General features: G+C 54.1%; 13 protein-coding genes and 1 tRNA gene. 7 read left to right on the top strand and 7 right to left on the bottom strand.

The window, feature by feature from the left end; genetic code table 11:
* Nucleotides 1-32: 32 nt before the first annotated feature.
* The 5 genes from BOW53_RS09570 to BOW53_RS09555 all read left to right on the top strand — a co-directional run bounded on the left by BOW53_RS09570 (nt 33) and on the right by BOW53_RS09555 (nt 3,064).
* Nucleotides 33-1,022 carry a thiamine pyrophosphate-dependent enzyme gene (locus tag BOW53_RS09570; protein ID WP_078487770.1) on the top strand — a complete coding sequence of 330 codons (990 nt, stop codon included), beginning with the start codon at nt 33-35 and terminating at the stop codon, nt 1,020-1,022.
* Nucleotides 1,003-1,179 (top strand): ACT domain-containing protein, encoded by a 177-nt coding sequence (locus tag BOW53_RS12815; RefSeq protein WP_172838847.1) that lies wholly within the window; start codon nt 1,003-1,005, stop codon nt 1,177-1,179. The genes BOW53_RS09570 and BOW53_RS12815 overlap by 20 nt, the downstream gene beginning before the upstream one ends.
* A 103-nt stretch (nt 1,180-1,282) precedes the next feature.
* Nucleotides 1,283-2,128: a deoxyribonuclease IV gene (nfo, locus tag BOW53_RS09565; protein WP_078487769.1), complete on the top strand. Its 846-nt coding sequence runs from the start codon at nt 1,283-1,285 to the stop codon at nt 2,126-2,128.
* A 144-nt stretch (nt 2,129-2,272) separates the two neighbouring features.
* A tRNA-Asp gene (locus BOW53_RS09560) sits at nt 2,273-2,349 on the top strand.
* Between the two features lie 454 nt (nt 2,350-2,803).
* Nucleotides 2,804-3,064 (top strand): hypothetical protein, encoded by a 261-nt coding sequence (locus BOW53_RS09555; RefSeq protein WP_078487768.1) that lies wholly within the window; start codon nt 2,804-2,806, stop codon nt 3,062-3,064.
* A gap of 395 nt (nt 3,065-3,459) precedes the next feature.
* Here BOW53_RS09555 and BOW53_RS09550 read toward each other — a convergent pair whose 3' ends face one another.
* From BOW53_RS09550 to BOW53_RS09520, 7 genes are all read right to left on the bottom strand, one after another.
* On the bottom strand, nt 3,460-4,884 hold the full coding sequence (locus tag BOW53_RS09550; RefSeq protein ID WP_172838846.1) for a TolC family outer membrane protein: 1,425 nt from the start codon (nt 4,882-4,884) through the stop codon (nt 3,460-3,462).
* Nucleotides 4,885-5,069: 185 nt separating this feature from the next.
* Complete coding sequence (locus BOW53_RS09545; RefSeq protein WP_078487766.1) at nt 5,070-10,409, bottom strand: retention module-containing protein; 5,340 nt, start codon at nt 10,407-10,409, stop codon at nt 5,070-5,072.
* A 178-nt stretch (nt 10,410-10,587) separates the two neighbouring features.
* On the bottom strand, nt 10,588-11,214 hold the full coding sequence (locus BOW53_RS09540; RefSeq protein ID WP_078487765.1) for a LuxR C-terminal-related transcriptional regulator: 627 nt from the start codon (nt 11,212-11,214) through the stop codon (nt 10,588-10,590).
* A 1-nt stretch (nt 11,215) separates the two neighbouring features.
* Nucleotides 11,216-12,529 (bottom strand): HlyD family type I secretion periplasmic adaptor subunit, encoded by a 1,314-nt coding sequence (locus BOW53_RS09535; RefSeq protein ID WP_078487764.1) that lies wholly within the window; start codon nt 12,527-12,529, stop codon nt 11,216-11,218.
* Between the two features lie 35 nt (nt 12,530-12,564).
* Nucleotides 12,565-14,745: a type I secretion system permease/ATPase gene (locus tag BOW53_RS09530; RefSeq protein ID WP_078487763.1), complete on the bottom strand. Its 2,181-nt coding sequence runs from the start codon at nt 14,743-14,745 to the stop codon at nt 12,565-12,567.
* Nucleotides 14,746-15,022: 277 nt separating this feature from the next.
* Complete coding sequence (locus BOW53_RS09525) at nt 15,023-16,159, bottom strand: methyltransferase (protein WP_078487762.1); 1,137 nt, start codon at nt 16,157-16,159, stop codon at nt 15,023-15,025.
* Entirely contained in the window at nt 16,159-16,875 is a 717-nt protein-coding gene (locus tag BOW53_RS09520) for a class I SAM-dependent methyltransferase (RefSeq protein WP_425442913.1), read from the bottom strand. The genes BOW53_RS09525 and BOW53_RS09520 overlap by 1 nt, the downstream gene beginning before the upstream one ends.
* A gap of 209 nt (nt 16,876-17,084) precedes the next feature.
* Here BOW53_RS09520 and BOW53_RS09515 point away from each other — a divergent pair, with 209 nt between their 5' ends.
* Both BOW53_RS09515 and BOW53_RS09510 read left to right on the top strand, forming a co-directional pair.
* Nucleotides 17,085-17,408: a hypothetical protein gene (locus BOW53_RS09515; RefSeq protein ID WP_078487761.1), complete on the top strand. Its 324-nt coding sequence runs from the start codon at nt 17,085-17,087 to the stop codon at nt 17,406-17,408.
* Between the two features lie 178 nt (nt 17,409-17,586).
* Entirely contained in the window at nt 17,587-17,952 is a 366-nt protein-coding gene (locus BOW53_RS09510; protein ID WP_245832087.1) for a Tgt2/MlaC family protein, read from the top strand.
* Nucleotides 17,953-18,025: the final 73 nt, after the last annotated feature.

Raw genomic sequence — 18,025 nt, 5'->3', positions numbered from 1 at the left:
ACAGAGGACTTTCACCTCATTAGTTCATACCCATGCTGGGCGTACACAACTGCGTACAGGAGAGCGACCTCCTGATCGCTATAGGCGCACGCTTCGACGACCGGGTTACAGGAAAACTGGCGCGTTTTGCACCTCACGCCCGGGTGATTCACATCGATGCCGATGCTGCGGAGGTTGGGAAGATTCGGGCAGTTGAGTGCCCAATCACAGCCGACCTTGGTTCCACCCTCGATGCCCTCGCCTTCCCCCTCGATATCGCATCCTGGCGTAAAAGCTGTCGACAACGTCTCGAAACCGAAGGATTTGAAGCTGGCCCGGAAAGGGCCGGACTGAATCCCGCAAACTTCCTGAAAGCCTTGGCCAAACAGGCTGGCGATCGGGCCATCATCAGCTGCGATGTGGGTCAACACCAGATGTGGGTGGCCCAGCTCTACCCCTTTGCAGAGCCCCGCAATCACCTCACCAGCGGTGGACTGGGCGCCATGGGATTCGGTCTGCCTGCAGCCATCGGGGCTGCCCTGGCACAACCCGACAGACCGGTGATCAATATCGCTGGCGATGGTTCATTCATGATGAACATGCAGGAACTGGCGACTCTCACCCGCTACAGCATCCCGGTAAAGATGATCATCATGGATAACAGCCGACTGGGCATGGTGCGCCAGCAACAGACCGTCTGCTACGACAACAGGCAAACCGAGGTTGACCTGTCGGACAATCCCGATTTCACCGCCATAGCCTCCTCATTCGGCATCAGGGCCGAGCGCCTGGACGACCCGTCGAGAATGCAGGAAGCCATAGACAGGCTGCTGGCTGAAACGGGGCCGGCACTGCTGCATCTGCCCATTGCCGCATCCGAAGATGTCTGGCCCATGGTGAAACCGGGCGACGCCAACGATGAGATGATAACCAGTAACAGCATGCACATCAACGCCGACAACAAGCCTGGGATACTCGAACGCATTCTCCAGACCGCACGGGTTCGAGGCTTCCGGATTCTTGGTGGAGGTTCACACCTGTGACAGCAGAGAGTCGTTTCGCATCACCCTCACCGTTGAGAGTGAAAAGCCCGATGAGCGGCTGATACGCCAGTTGCAGAAGATTTCCGGGCTGAGGCAACTGAACGCATTACACAGTATCGATTCCGAACAGGCCGAGCCGGTACAGGCCACGGCCTGATTCTCATGTCGAAAACTGCCATTAAACCCTGCAATCGCAAGGACAAATAAACAACGGTGACGGTTATAATCGGTTATTTGTTCCTGAACAGGCCATCCTTCAGATGAAAAGAATCGGCGCACATGTCAGTGCCAGCGGGGGCGTGGAGAATGCGCCCCTGAACGCCCAGAAAATCGGTGCAACTGCCTTTGCCCTCTTCGCCAAGAATCAACGCCAATGGCGTACCAAACCGCTTACCGAGAAGAGCATCGAGGCTGTCAAGGATAACCTGGGAAAAGTCGGCATCGCACCCCGGTACGTGCTTCCTCACGACAGCTACCTGATCAACCTAGGATACCCGGAACCGGAGGCACTGGAGAAATCCCGCAATGCATTCCTGGACGAGATGCAGCGTTGTGAACAGCTGGGGCTGACCCTCCTGAACTTCCATCCAGGGAGTCACCTGAAGAAGATCAGCGAAGAGCAGAGTCTCGATATCGTGGCCAAATCCATCAAACTCGCCCTGGAACAGACCAAGGGGGTCACCGCCGTCATCGAGAACACGGCCGGCCAGGGCTCCAACCTGGGCTACAAGTTCGAACACCTTGCACACATAATCCACAAGGTGGAAGACAAGAGCCGGGTCGGCGTCTGCCTGGACACCTGCCACACCTTTGTCGCTGGCTACGACCTACGTACTCCGGAGGCCTGTGACAGCACCTTCGCCGAATTCGACCGGATCGTGGGATTCGACTATCTGAGAGGTATGCACCTGAATGACAGCAAGCCCGACCTGGGCGCCAAGGTGGATCGCCACCACAGCCTCGGTATGGGCAAGATCGGCTGGGAGGCGTTCCGCTACATCATGAACGATTCCCGGTTCGAAGAGATACCCATGGTACTGGAGACCATCGACGACACCATATGGGCCCAGGAGATCGAGCAGCTTTACGCCCTTCAATCACCGTAACAATCTGTTTTATCTATATTTTCCTTCAACTTCCTGGGGATTCAATCCGATAACAGCCTCAAAGCTATTGACCTTTATTAAAGAATCATTAAACTACCGCGCTTCAAACCACTGACCGGTCAATTTATTGGCTGGAATCTCTGCGGAGCGGTAGTTCAGTTGGTTAGAATACCGGCCTGTCACGCCGGGGGTCGCGGGTTCGAGTCCCGTCCGCTCCGCCACCATTCAAAAGGGCGTTGATCATCTGGATCAACGCCCTTTTTCATGCAAGGAACATGGGATCATCGGCCAAGGCAGGAGTGAAAACATGCCATGCCTGCATGTATACAAAGTCATGCAGGGATGAAGCAAGTCACCGTTACTTTATTTCCCATACATCAAAATTATAGCCTCGAACAGTGACCCAGTTCTCATTTTCAGGATGGTTATTCACGTTCCGCCCTGATTTTGTGTTCCACTTCGCATTATTGACTACTTCTTATTGATAGATATATCCCTGAAATAACAGCCACATAGGGCACCAACCTGTCATTCCGCATAAACGGGGATAGTTTGTTTAATCTCGATCTACAGCAAAAACACCAGTTCAAGCACCATAAAACAGGCTTAGGCTTCAAGATATGGTGCCTGGGAGCTGTTTGCTATGCGGCAGGTCTCCTCGCCTCCGGGAATGTATTGGCTGAGACCGAGTTCCAGCCGGTAGCCGTGGGGGCTTCCCTCTCCCAATCCCATTTTCTTGAGCAGCTTGCTCTGGATACCCGCGGTCTGCACGAGAAGGTGTTGGTCGAATCGATCAACCTGATGGTCAATAAATTTGAGTACCGCCCGGAAGACCCGAGCCAGGAGAACCTGGATCACTGGGCAACGCCCTACGAGACATTCAAAAACCGGGGTGGCGACTGTGAAGACCTGCAATTGCCAAGTACTATGCCCTGAGGTCCCTGGGTGTTCCGGCATCAAAACTCCGCATCACCCATGTCAGGATGCCTGCCTTCAAGACCAATCACATGGTGGTGACCTACTACCCGGACGAGGCACACGCGCTGACCGCCATGGAAGGCTGAAAGCCGAGGCGGTTAGTCCCTGGTAGCTGTCGAAGGCCGAGTCGATTTTGGGGACTTGGATGTCTCAAAATCTTTCACGAGGTCGAAGACTCGCTTGCTGCCAATCCGCTGGTCCTGGACAACATGCGAAACCTGATCGCTCCCCTAAGCCATAGAGCCGACCTCCTCCCCGTTTACAGCGTGAATCACGAGGGTCTCTGGGTCGGCGCAAAAAAGGATCATCGGGCCAAGCGGCTCGAATCCGGTCAGCTCAAAAAATGGAGCGATTTAGTTGCCAGAGTTCAGATCCAGCCCCTCTTCAACATCTGACAGCAGTTTAGTGGCCTCATCCCGCCAGCAGCCGAACAGCAGACAATCGTAGATGATGTCTTGCAGCGGCATCGTCTCTTTGGGTGATTGGATATCAAGGGCGGCAAGCAGTTTACCCATGCTCTTGAGCACACGGTACTGTGCAAACTGGTGGGTATAGTCGGCTTTCAGATAAGCCGAACTGGATTCGAATACCTCGTTCTCGGTATCCAACAGGTCGAGCAGTGAACGCTGGCCGATATCGAACTGCTTCTTGTATGCCTTGCGGGTTCCCTGGCTCGACTCCATGTGCCTTCTGAGATATGAGAGCTGCTCCAAGGTTGTCTGGTAGCTGGCCCAGGAGAGACGGGCAGCCTCTTCCGCCTGGCGAATGGCGTTTAGTCTTATATCCTTGGCCTTGTTGATGAGCCTAGTGGTCTCGAGGGTGCGTGCCTCATCCTTGCGACCACGGTAGAGATTCCAACGCATACGGACCATGGCGGTCAGGTCTTCATTCATTCCCTCCACACCGTCAATATCGTCTTTCAAGGTACGGCTGATTTCGAGATCGAACCGGGGATAGAAGCCATGCCTGGCTGCCTTGTGCTGGGCCCGAGCGGCTTCGATGTCCGCTGCCGCAGAGTGCAGTATCGGGTGATTCTCCACCGATATGGACACCACATCATCGACGGTTTCAGGCAGCGCCTCTACGAGGGGCCCGGGGCGCTCTAGATCGGCTGATGGCTGGCCCACCACCCGCAGGTAGTTTGCCTCCGCCTCGGTGACATTGTTCTTGCTTGCCAGGACATTGGATTCAGCAAGTGCCAGTCGACCGGAGATCTGCTCGAAATCGGCCATTCGGGAAACGCCCGTTGCGCTCCGCCGCCTGATCTGATCGAAAATCCGCTGGTGAGCCTGCAGGTTTTCTTCGGCCAGCGCCAACAGCCCCTGCTGTTTCAGAAGTTCGAGGTAGACCTCAACAGTCCGCAACGCGATCTTTTCAGCAATCTCTTCTATTTTAAAGGCAGCAGAGTTGGCCCGGGCTTTCTGCCGCTGCACCTCGCTGCGGGTAGCATAACCGTCGAACAACATCTGGCGAAAATCCAGGGAAGCTTCAATCGGCGTCAGTTCCACGTCATCCAAACCGGCCGCGGTAATTAATGGATTATCGCTCCATTCGTAACCGAATCCCGCATTGAGATTGATTTCAGGGTGGTAGCCTGACCGTGCCTGCCGAACCTCCTGATTGCGGGCCAGGCGTTCGTCCTTATAGATCAGAACTTCGGGATTGCTATTGAGCGTATGCTGAACAATATCCTTGAGGCTATCAGCCGTTGCTGTGGCTGGTAGCGCCAGGCCGAGTGTTAGGAAAGTGCTACCGATAAAAGCGGGTAACTTGTTCATTCTACGGCATCCCCTCAACGTCCATTTTTTCATAACAGTTGTTCGGCTCTATCCGCTGGACAGGCCAGAACTTATTATCACGACTATAAATCGGAACTAGTTGATTTTCAATAAGAATTTAAATTCTGCATTAGAAGCCGGCACTTGGGGAAAGTGCCGGTTCCAGAAATGGATGACCAGTTGATCTATACAACTTCTACATCAGTCTCTTGGCCATCAATCACAAGGGTGACAGAATCACCAACATCGATGCCGGCCAGGGCAGCGATATCGGCGAAGTCATCAGAAACGCTCGACCTTGCTTTCACAGTCGAGCCTGAACCATCACCGTTATCTTCAATGACAAGGTAATCAGCCCCACCACTGTCAATGTCACTGAATACCGCATCGAGATCATCAGGAGTAAACACCCCTGTCAGATCCAGACTATCGCCTTCTGACAGGCTGTAATCCTTGATCGTGTCCAGACCATCATTTGCAGAGAGATACATGAAGGTGTCTCCACCCTCACCTCCTACCAGGGTGTCATCCCCCAGGTCACCCACCAGGAGATCGCCGCCCGATCCACCGATGAGAACATCCGGAAGTTCGGTTCCGCTGAGTTCGGTCAACGGCCCCGTACCACCCTCGGTCACAACCAGGCCGGCAACTGCTTCGAATGTTTCGTAGTTGTCAGAGTAGTCCTGCTCCTCGTTGCCCGGTGCATCATCTGAGGCGACCAGTTCATGGCTCACGGCATGGAGTGAAACTTCGTACGGCGTATCACTCTCAACGTACTGGGGTGCGATGAGCGATACCGTGGTTGAAGCACTTCCGGTTTCATCCGGTGTGACATCGACCCTCAAGTAAACGCCGGCATCGACACCAAACTCATTACCGACCTCAAGTACGAGCACATTATCCGGATCGGTACCGGCAGCAACCTGCCAGTAATCCGGAATCTCGAGCAGGAAGAAGTGCTCTTCGGATCCGTCGATATCGAGTTCAAACTCGGCCGCTGCCGTGAATGTGACATTCTGGCCAGGCTTGTGGCCCGAGATATCCGCACCGACTGTCAGCCCTTCAAAACCGTTCTGACCCTGCAAGCCTACATTGAGGGTTGCACCGTCTCCCTCAACAGGAGAACCGTCGAAGTAGATATGGTAGAACTGTCCTGAACCCGATCCTGCACGGTCAACAAACCACATTATGTTACTACCGGGACTGACCGACAGGCCTTCGGGTGTTGAACTGCTGATCCCTTCAAGGATTCCACCGGTATCACTCAAATTGTATGAAGCAATCGCATTCCAGTATTCATCACCTGATACCGAGGTATCGGGGTCGACATACTCGAAGTGCTTGAGATAGATATCGCCTCCCTCTTTGACGAAACCGTAAAGAACACTATTGCCGTAATAAGTCCCGTCGCCATCCATTGCGATGGCCAACATATCCTGGAGGTCATCGCCATCATAGATCGGTACCGAACCATAGGCAGAGAGATCGTCATTGACCGTACCGGCAGCAAGATCGGCAGCGGGAATCACGTAGACATCCGATCCATTTGCCCACAACAGGTTGCCGGCATCATCAAACTCCAACCCCTGGGAACCGTGTACATGGACATGTCCCGGACCGGTAGTGGGTACGGAAGAGATCACCGTCGCATCAATGGAAGAACCCGTACTGGATGAAAGGTCGATCTCAACCAGGTAGACATCGTTGCCTTGCTCCAGAATAGCGTAGACCGTGCTTCCATCCTCTGTCACGGCAATCGCATTGTTGTTCCATGATTGTGGATCAATAGGATCCTGCTGACCTTCTAAATAGACGATGACCTGACCCAGCGAATCGGTATTCGCCAGTGGATTTGGATCATCCAGATCGATGGTGTAAAGCTCGGCCGGATTGTCACCAATGGTGTATGCAATCGAGGCCGGATTAACCGTCAGTACCGCACTGGTGAGCGGTTCTGCGACGGCATCCACATTCACATTGATGCCTTGCCAGGCACTGTCCACCGCATTACTGCCGTCAAGGTCTGAAGCAGATGCCCTGACCTGAATGTCACCAGCCATTTCGGACAGGACGTCCACATCGGAGTCTGCCGGGGGTGTCAGCGTCACCGTCAGGATGACGCTCTGAGCATTGTCCTCTGGAGTGTATATGCCACTCTGGTCGTCATAGCTACCGTTGGCATCACCATCATCCACGGTCACTGTCCAGCTGGCGTCGACCAGTCCATGGAGATTTGTAAACTCGACCCCGGTAAGTTCATCCGTGACGTTGTCACTGACAGTGGCAGTCACTGTAAATATCCCACTACCGTCTTCCTGAATCCACAGACTGTCACTATCGATTTCAACAGTGGGTACCGGATCAGGCTCATCCACGAGCAGCGTCCAGGCATTGTTCACTTCACCCACATCGCTGTAGACGTTATCGCTGGTCTCGAGCTCTACTCCACTCTCGGGTACCGTGGAGTCCGGCGGCGTGTTGAGCTCCCTGCTCACCGCATCGATAGAACCTTCGATCAAACCGTCATAGCCGGCCGGTACAATCGCCTCCACCGCCTCCACTGCGGCTTCCAGATCATAGGCATCCGCCGTCAGCGTCCAGGTCCCGCGGCTGCTCTCGGTCAATTCGGCACCGGCGGGCTTGCTGTCCGGGTTCAGGCGCAGATCGACTTCATCACCATGGACCGTGATCGTTACCTCGATCACCTCGGAGGGATCGATATCGTGCTGAGTCGTATCTCCCGGCTCATCCGAAGGCACCGGATAGTCGGAGTCGATCAGCGAGAGATCCAGCTCAAGCGGCAGGTGCTGTACGATCGCCGCCTCATTTCCGTAGGCATCACCACCCTCCACTGCAACGTAGTGGTCGAGTACCGCATCAACAACCGCACCTACCGTCTCCACGTTTGAAGCGGCAGGTTCGCCACTGCTGATATCCTCGGCTTCTGCCCATACCGTGATCCCCAAGATATCCTCATCACTATCTTCAGGCGGAGTAAGCGTCAGATAAAGGGTGATCTCCTGGGTATCCGGGGCAGGTTCATAAACACCACCAACAAGCAGTGTTCCAGGATCGTTCGGGTCTTCGCTCACGGTAGCAGTCCAGCTATCCGGAATGTTGCCAATGTTGATCGCTGTCAACTGATCGGTTTCATCACCTACACTGGCGATGATCGTGATCACCCCTGAGCCGTCTTCACTGATGTAGCCTGGATCCTCAAGAGAAATCACCTGAATATTCGGATCCACTGTCCCTGGCGTGACCGTCAACGTCCACTCGTTGTCCTCTTCACCCACATCGCTGTAGACGTTGTCACTGATGTCGAGCTCGTCTCCACTGGCAGGTACCGAGGAGTCCGGCGGGGTATTGAGCTCCCTGCTCACCGCATCGATGGAACCTTCGATCAGGCCGTCATAGCCGGCCGGCACAATCGCCTCCACCGCCTCCACTGCATCCGACAGGTCATAGGCATCGGCCGTCAGCGTCCAGATACCGGGGCTGCTCTCGGTCAACTCGGCACCGTCGGGCTTGCTGTCCGGGTTCAGGTGCAGATCCACTTCATCATCGTCCACGCTGATGGTCACCGTGATCACCTCGGAGGGATCGATATCGTGCTGGGTCGTATCTCCAGGCTCATCCGAAGGCACCGGATAGTCGGAGTCGATCAGCGAGAGATCCAGCTCAAGCGGCAGGTGCTGTACGATCGTCGCCTCATCTCCGTAGGCATCGCCTCCCTGAACTTCCACGTAGTGGTCGAGCACCGCATCCACAACCGCACCCACGGTCACTTCCTGTGTGGACCCTGTTTCACCGCTGGTCTTATCCTCGGCCTCGGCTGAAACGGTGATCCCGGAGAGATCCTCGTCGCTGTCTTCCGGCGGGCTCAGCGTGACGGTTAAGGTCACACTCTGGGTATCATCGGCAGGCGTGTAGACACCGTCTAGAAAGCTGCCTCCAGCCCCATCGTCATCCACCGTCACATCCCAGTCCGTCGGCAGGTTGCCGATATTGACCGCCGTGAGCTGGTCGGTGCCATCATCACCAGTGGTGGCGATGATCGTGATCGTCCCGGCATTGTCTTCGCTGATATAGCCAGGCTCTTCAATAGAGATCACCTGGAGTGTCGGGTTCACTTCACCCGGCCTCACGGTCAGCGTCCAGTCGTTATCAGGTTCGCCCACATCGCTGTAGACGTTGTCACTGATGTCGAGTTCTTCTCCACTGGCAGGTACCGTGGAGTCCGGCGGCGTGTTGAGCTCCCTGCTCACCGCATCGATGGAACCTTCGATCAAGCCCTCATAGCCGGCCGGTACAATCGCCTCCACCGCCTCCACTGCATCCGACAGGTCATAGGCATCGGCCGTCAGCGTCCAGATACCGGGGCTGTCCTCGATCAGCTCAGCACCGTCGGGCTTGCTGTCCGAGTTCAGGCGCAGATCCACTTCATCATCGTCCACGCTGATGGTCACCGTGATCACCTCGGAGGGATCGATATCGTGCTGGGTCGTATCACCCGACTCATCGGATGGTTCCGGATAATCGGAGTCGATCAGCGAGAGATCCAGCTCAAGCGGCAGGTATTGGACTGTTGCCGCCTCGTCACCGTAGGCATCGCCTCCCTGGACTTCAACGTAGTGGTCGAGCACTGCATCGACCACCGCGCTCACTGAGACTTCTTCTGTTTGGGCAGTCGAACCATCCACTTTGTCCTGGGCTTCCGCAGAGATGATGATGCCTGGGAGATCTACATCGCTGTCTTCCGGAGGGATCAAGGTTACAACCAGAATGACACCCTGGGTGTCAGGTGGCGGTGTATAGACACCGTCCTCAAAACTGCCCCCTGACCCACCGTCATCCACCGTCACATCCCAGTCCGTCGGCAGGTTGCCGATATTGACCGCTGTGAGTTCATCGGACTCTTCGCCACCGGTGGTAGCAATAATAATGATCGTGCCTGCATTATCCTCGCTGATATAGCTTGGATCTTCGATTGATATCACCTGCACCGTCGGATTTGGGTCGTCAGGTATGAAGCGCAGCAATCCGGGGGGAATCTGGTCAAATTGGAAGGTAAGTCCCCTGGTCTCGAAACCACTCTCTGGAGCGCCCCTCTGGCCTGTGAGAAAAATCTGTACGAAATCATGAACACTGTCGCCCAATCCACCACCGGCTCCCGTGGGACCTGCGGCCGTGGGTGCGAGCAGTGCGGACGGATCCTGACCAGCCAGGATAGCTTCCTGGATCGCCTCGATTGATGCTGCCGCCTCTTCTGCGGATTCACCGCCAGTGGGATCGTATACCTCGCTGTCCAGTATCGAGACAGAATCGCGCCCCATGTCCATGCGCGTACCGTCGTCGAAGACAATCTCAACCAGGCCGGGATCGCCCGTACGAATAGTGTCACCAGCAAAAACGGCGTCACCTGCCGCTAGAATCCGTGTAATGCCATCTGTTGATGTCGCAGTGACAGAACCTTCAACATACTCAACAAGACCGATTGGGGAAGAGATAATAGACGTCGACATGGTGACACCCTCCAAAGACAAACCGGTGCAGCATTAAAAAAAGATCCACAATTAAAAAATGGACCAAAATACTCGGTTTATCTATAGGACATAGGTCCCATCTAACCTCATGATAATGAAGAATAATTTAATTCTTCATTAGTGAATTGAATGAGTACCTGGGTGATCAGAAAGAGAACTAATGCCTGAGGATTTTCTGCATCTCAAGGGCGAGATTGAGGCGGTCTTTGAGATCTGTTTTCCGGAATATCGAGCTGATATGGTTCTTGGTTGTGTGCTCGGCAATATCGAGTTTCCTGGCAATGGATTTGTTGCTTTCACCCTGTGAAATGAGCCTGGCGATCTCCCACTCCCGATGAGTCAGGGCTCCAAACCTGCCCGTGGTCGGCTTGCTTTCCACTTCTCCGCCGATCCCTTTGATCAGGCTCTGCATCAGGCTCCACCCGACCCATACCTCGCCATCGGATACGGTATCCACAACTTTGCTCAACAACTGTTCGGCTATATAGGCATTGCAATAGCCGTATGCGCCTGATTTCAGCATGGACATACCCTCCTGGGTGGAAGGCTCATTGGAAAACACGATGATGCGCGCACCTGGACACTGTTCACGAATGATTTTGAGGGCTTCTGGATTATCCATATCACCATGACGGATATTGAGAAATACGATGGGCGAATCACGCCCATTGATCACTTCGGTCAACTCATCCACACCCGATGCAGTTGATATCTCGTAAACGCCGGACAAGGCCGACTGCCAGCGCTTCTGGAGGACACTATCAGTTGTGCAGATGATGATCATCCTAGCGCTCCTTCAAAGCGTATTCCTTTGCACGCAGTACAGGTTTCAGCAGGTATTCCAATACCGTTTTCTTTCCTGTCTTGATATCCACACTGGTCAGCATGCCGGGAATGATCGCAAGCTGTTCAGATCGGCTTTCAAGGTGGTTCACCCTGGTCCTCACCCTGACCAGGTAGAAGGGATCACCCTGTTCGTCGGTAATGCTGTCTGCACTTATGTATTCGAGATTCGCATCCAGCCCACCGTATATTGCAAAATCATAGGCGGTGAACTTCACCAACGCTTCCTGCCCGGGGTGTAGAAACCCGATGTCCTTGGGACGTATCCTCGCTTCAACTAGGAGGGTGTCGTCCAGGGGAACAATTTCCACCAGGTCCATACCGGGCTGTATCACACCGCCAACCGTGTTGATCAACAACCTGTTGATTCGACCACGTACGGGAGAACGCACCAGGGTACGGGCCACCCGGTCTTCCAGTGCTAGGTTTGATTCCACCAGGCGAACCAGTTCACTCTTTACATCATTGAGTTCAGCCCGGGCTTCATTGACAAAATCCAGCTTCAGCTCTTCGATTTTTCGCTCTGCTTCCTGCAACCTGGACTCGACACGGGGAATCGAAAGCCTGGTGGTCTGCATCTCTCCATAGATATCGTTGACCGCCCGCTTGAGCCTCAGAATATCCACCTCGGAAACCGCACCATCCACCTGTAGCGGAATAGTGAGATCGAGTTCTCTCTTGGCCAGGGCGTAACTGCGGTTCAACTGCTTGCTCTGGGCATGCAGCTCCTTGAGTTCCGTCTGTCGTTGATTCAATTGCTGGGTGAGAATTTCCAGCTTGGTGGCCTGTTGCAGCTGACGCGAAAGGTAAAATTCCTGTTCCCGCAATACTATATCAGGAACCTCATTGCTCAACTGCTCACTCGGATCAAATGCACTGCCTGCTGTCTCCGCTTCGAGCCTCGCGGCCTTGACCTGAAGCGAGTTGATCTGAATCTGCCCCTCCCGGTAGGAAGAGGAGAAGCGGACATCATCAATCTTCAGTAAAGGCTGATCGTGCTCGACGATATCCCCTTCCTGAACGAGTAATTTGGAAACAATACCGCCTTCCAGGTTCTGCACGATCTGCAATTGACGTGATGGTATGACCTTGCCCGATCCGCGTGTAATCTCATCGATTTCAGCCCAGCTACTCCAGGCAACTGCCAGGGACAGGAATATGATGATCCCCCAGATCAGCAGACTGCCGCCCCTTGGCGACTGCTCCAGGATAACTGCCCGAACATTGGTAATTAGATCTCTGTCTTTTCTTACCATCGCTATTCACACCAATGTTGCCCTGCATCCCTGAATCAAAGCGGTTTCGTAATGTTCACTTTCTTTCCCTTGAGCGCAGACATGATCTGGCTCTTCGGACCATCTGCAATCACTCTCCCCCTGTCGATTACAATGATTCTGTCCACAAGGTCCGACAGCGAAGCGCGGTGTGTTACTAACAGCAGGGTCTTGTTCTCAAGCACACCCTCGGACAACCGTCTTTTTATGGACTCTTCCGTAGAGTTGTCCATCTCGTTGGTTGGTTCATCGAAAAGCAAAAGTGGCGGATTCAAAATCAGTGCCCGTGCAATCGCCACCGCCTGCCGTTGCCCCCCCGAGAGGTTTACACCGCGTTCCCCTACATCCAGGTCGAAACCCGATGGATGACTGTCGACAAACTCTGAAACACCCGCGATCTTCGCCACGTTGAGAATCATGGCATCGTCGACATACGGTACACCCGTAGTGATGTTGTCTTTCACGCTGCCATAAAACAGCATGTTGTCCTGGGCCACATAGCCGATATTTCTGCGCAAATCCGCTGGATCAATCTGATGCACATCCACCCCGTCAATGGTTATGGTCCCGCTGTCCGGTTCATACAGGCCCATAACGAGTTTCTGCAACGTTGTTTTCCCCGAGCCGATACGCCCCACGATGCCCACTTTTTCCCCAGGCCCGATCTTGAACGATAGTTTTTCAAGGGCCGGCAGTGTCTGACCAGGATATGTAAATGTGACATCGTTGAACTCGATCCCGCCCTCCAGCGTAGGCCGATGGACAAACGTCTTGTTTTCAGGTCGCTCCTGGGGAAGATCCATGATCCCCTGCAAGGTCTTCAGCGCAGCTTTTGCCTGGTTGTACTTGGAAGAGAGGGAAGCGACCTGCCCCATCGGCGCCAGGGTGCGACCGGCAAGGATGACACAGGCAATGAGACCACCCAGGCTGAGCTGACCTTCGGAAACCAGGTAGACACCGAAAAACACGGTTCCAACCGTCACGAAGTGTTGAACTGCAATTGAGACATTGACAGCTGACATGGAAAGCATTCGGGTGCGGATAGCCCAGTTGGAGATATGGGCTACCGCCTGCTCCCACTTTCCCTGCATCTGTCCCTCTGCGCCGAGGGTCTTAATGGACTCCATTCCGATCAGGCTTTCGACCAGTGTGGCATTTCGCTGTGCTGACATGCGGAAAGTGTTCTCCACTGCCCGCTTCAGGGAGGGTTGAATGAACAGGCTGTAGAGGATGATGATCGGGATCCCTGCAGCGGGAACCCATACGATAGGTCCACCGATAAACCAGATAACGGCGAGAAAAAGAAAAACAAAAGGCAGATCGATGAGTGTTGTAATGGTTGCTGATGTGATGAACTCTCGAACGCCGTCGAACTCCTTTAGATTGCTGGAGAATGCCCCTGCCGATTTAGGGCGGTTGGACATCTTCAGCCCCATGACTTGTTCGAAAATTGCCGCCGAAAGGGTTATTTCCGCCTTTTTCCCGGCAAGATCTATGAAATACCCCCGCAATGATCTGATCAGAAGATCAAATCCGAAAATAATAGCGACACCCACTGTGAGTACACCGAGGGTTTCGAATGCATTGTTGGGAACGACGCGGTCATAGACATTCATTACAAACAGCGGACTGGCCAACGCAAACACATTGACCAGGAAGGATGCAGCCAGAACATCTCTGTAGATAAGCCAGGATTTGAACAGGACACCCCAAAACCAGTTGCGACTGCGGAGCTTGAAGATCTCATCGGTGCGCTGGTCAAAATGGTGTTCCGGACGCATGAAAATGGTGTAGCCGATATAACGCGATTCGAGCCTGTCCAGGGAGACCCACTCCTCGCCTGAGCCGCTTTCAGGGTCGATCAGTCGCGCCTTGTTTTCCTTGTGATCGAGCTCAAGAAGCACACAGGCCTGGTGATCGGAAAGAAAAAGGATTACCGGAAGGAAGAGATCATCCAACTTGCTCAGGCGACGCTTCAGAATACGCGCCGAAAAACCGGCTCTTTGAGCTGCTCTCGAGAACAAATCGGGGGACAGCCCATCTTCGCCGATAGGCAGGCCAGCTCTTATGGATTCATGGGATATCGACCGCCCATGATGGTGGGCAAGCAGCACAAGACAATCCAGTAACGGGTCATCGTACATAGACCCGTCGACCGGGATCCTCCACTCCACCGCGTCCTGGACAGGTTGCTGCATACCCCTCCCTGTTCTGATTTGTGGATTGGCACCAATTCGACACCCGTTCCCTCTTTCCCTTCAGTATTCATATCTTGAAAAGAGATTCGTATTCTTGACGGGCACAACGAATTAAAGGCGCTTCCTTTAGCTCCTCAGTGGAAAGTATAGCAACTGGCCTGAAAGCCGCATCAGAACAGAGATTTCAGCCATTTAAATATGCAGATGCAGAGGAAATTCAGTGCAAAGCCGGACTGGAAAATGAATTTAGTTATTGTTGATCAGTCCTCTCAACGGATCAGGCTTTCACAGATTTGAGTACAACAAATTTCGGATTGCTGGCCACCACCTGCGCATTACCAAACAGGCGTTTGAGTTTTGCGTGATAGCTAAGGTGACGGTTACCGATCACACGCAGTTCACCTCCATCGCGAAGCACCTTGAACGACTGCTGAAACATGCGCCAGGCGATGAAGTCACCCACCACCTGCTGCTGATGGAACGGCGGATTGCACAACACAAGGTCGGCACTCGCCGGCTTGAAACCGGTCAGGCAATCTCCGCTGATAAACTCCGCTGCATTTTCCAGCCCCGACTGTTGAAAATTGAGTTCAGCACTGGCCACCGCCATGTAGGACTCGTCGGTAAACCAGATCCTTGCATCAGGATTTGCCTCTGCCGCCAGTAGGCCCACCACCCCGTTGCCGCAACCGAGATCGATGATGTCCCTGAATTCCGTACTTGCCGGGATATGATCCAGGAACAGCCGGGTGCCGATATCCAGACTTTCGCGAGAGAAGACATTGGCATAATTGCACAGCCTGAATACGCTGCCTTCCAGTGCGTAGCAGCACGGATAGGGCGACGTCCTGGGCGGGATTGAAAGATCCGGCTTGGGAAATACCAGGCGTGCCTTTTTCTTCGCCTGGGAGGTGGTGGTCGGACCGACAATCGACTCGAACAGGTCCAGGTGAGAACTGCGGATCTGTTTTACCATGCCACAGCCGATGACCCTGCTCCCTTGATGCAGGTAGGATTTCAGGCACAGCAGTTGATCCTCCAGTAACGCAAGGGTTTTGGTCACCCGTATCAAGACCAGGTCATAGCTGGTCAGGTGAGGAGCCAGGCTGTCCTGGATGACCACGCTCTCCCCGGACAACCCGTTGTCCTTGAGATTTTCACGGACAGACCAGGCAGAGATAAATGAATCGGTTTGCATCTGCGGGGCCAAGTGCGCAAGGGAGACACTCAACGCACCGAAATTGTCATTGAGGATCAGTATCCGGGCACCGTCGTCAATCCCCTCTTCTGCTAGATGATTGAGCAGATACTCGTCTGCGGCATCCCAGGCTCGGAGCGTCTCCCGCTTGCGAAGGGGAAAACGCTGAAGCAGGAAACTTCCGAAAGGTGTCGATAGCGGTTCCGTGCCGGACATCAGTTCAGCGCCTGTTTGACGTAAACATCGTAACGGGTATTGGGGCTCTCGATACTGAAGCCCGGTTTCTGATCACCGACATGCTCGGCCCTTGCAGGCCGCTTGACCACTACCCTGGCAACAGCACACCGGCGGGCAGCCTCGAGCAGAATGGCGCTGTCCACATCCTCACCCACTATCTCCCTGAACAGGCGCATCTCCTTCTTCACCAGGGCCGATTTCTCTCTATGGGGATACATCGGGTCCATGTAGATCACTTGGGGCCGCGCTTCCCCTTGCAGGGAATCAAGGTAGACAGTTGTATCTGACTGGACCAGGCTCATCCTCTGAATGATCTCGGCTGTCTCCGGGTCATCCCCTGCCCGGCGCAGACCGTCTTCCAGGAGTGCCGCGATAATCGGCGAGCGTTCCACCAGGGTAACTTCACAACCGAGGGTAGCCAGAACAAAAGCATCCCGCCCCAATCCTGCCGTGGCGTCCAGTACCGTGGGGGTGAGCCCTTTTTTGAGGCCTATCGCTTTGGCCAGGGGCTGTCCCCTGCCCCCGCCAAACTTGCGCCTGTGGGCGGATTTCCCGGCGACAAAATCCACGAAAACCGGCCCCGGCGGCTTGGGCCCACCCTGGCGCAGTTCGAGCCGTTCCCTGGTGCGAACCAGCATCAGGTCGGATTCTGCCTCACCTGCAGGGGTGACTGACAGACCGAGATTTTCAGCCAAGTTTTCCAGTAGCGGCGACAATTCAGCAGGCTCGGCGACCAGGGAAAATGATTGAGGTAAAGACAAGCAGCACCCTAACTCTATGGACAAAAAGATTATTTTACCTTTTCCTGCCGCCCTTCGCAGCGCTCCAATCCCTGGGGCGACAAACCACTTCTCCTCCCGGTCTACTAAACTTAGTAAGTAAGTGGGCTATTGGTTTGTGACAGATGGGCATCAATATCACACCACCCAGCGATGACGCGAAACTCCACGCCCTCACCCGGCCTGCATCTGCACGACAAGTGGAAAAGCCGGTTAGCGAGCTAGAGGAGACTGAACGCTCAACTCCCGTTTCCGAGCAGCGCGAGCATGATACCCGCGATAAAGGCGAACGGCGTCTCCAGCAGCGTCGCAGACAAGGGGGAGAGGCTTATCTCGATACCCGCGAACACCATGAGCGTCGGAACACGAAGCGCCGTGCGGAGGATAGAGAACAGGCCTCTGAAAAGAAAGATACGTCGAGCTCAGAAGGTATTGACGTAATGGTATGAGATTTTTTTCAACTCATTCAATACAAATAACAAACCTACGCCATGAAAGGCCATTCACTTCGATTGCACACAGCCCCCTCTGAAAATTCCCGTAACTTTCTGGAGAGCCTGCCTACTGGTAGTCACACTGATTTTCCCAGCCTGCCTGGTTGCTGCAGTGGAACCACCACGACAGTTGGTGATCGACGCTACTGAACACCTGATAAACGAACTAAGAAACAATGGTGATGCCATCAAGGTGTCTCCACGACTCGCCTTTGACCTGGCCAATGAGAAGATCATCCCGCTCATCGACTTCAGCACCATTGCCCGGTCAGTTCTTGGCCAGCACTGGCGTCAAGCGTCACAACAACAACGCCAACAATTCACCAGTGAATTCCGGAGCTTCACGATCAATTTTTTCCTGAAAGCCATGAGCACCTATTCGGAGGAAATCGTCGATACTGCTGACAGTTTTACATATCCACCTGACACCTGGACGCCTGGTAACACCAGGGCAACCGTGTTCATGGATTTCAAACTTAAGGATGGTCTGAAAACTTAGAGTTTTCATTCACCAGGCACCCAAATTCAAATATCCGTCAAATAAGCCTGTCTTTTATCCCCGAATTGGCCTT

The organism is Solemya velesiana gill symbiont (genome assembly GCF_002020805.1).
GTDB lineage: Bacteria > Pseudomonadota > Gammaproteobacteria > Chromatiales > Chromatiaceae > Sedimenticola_A.
The sequence above is the reverse complement of the archived record's forward strand: the minus strand, read 5'-3'. Positions and strand labels throughout refer to the sequence as shown.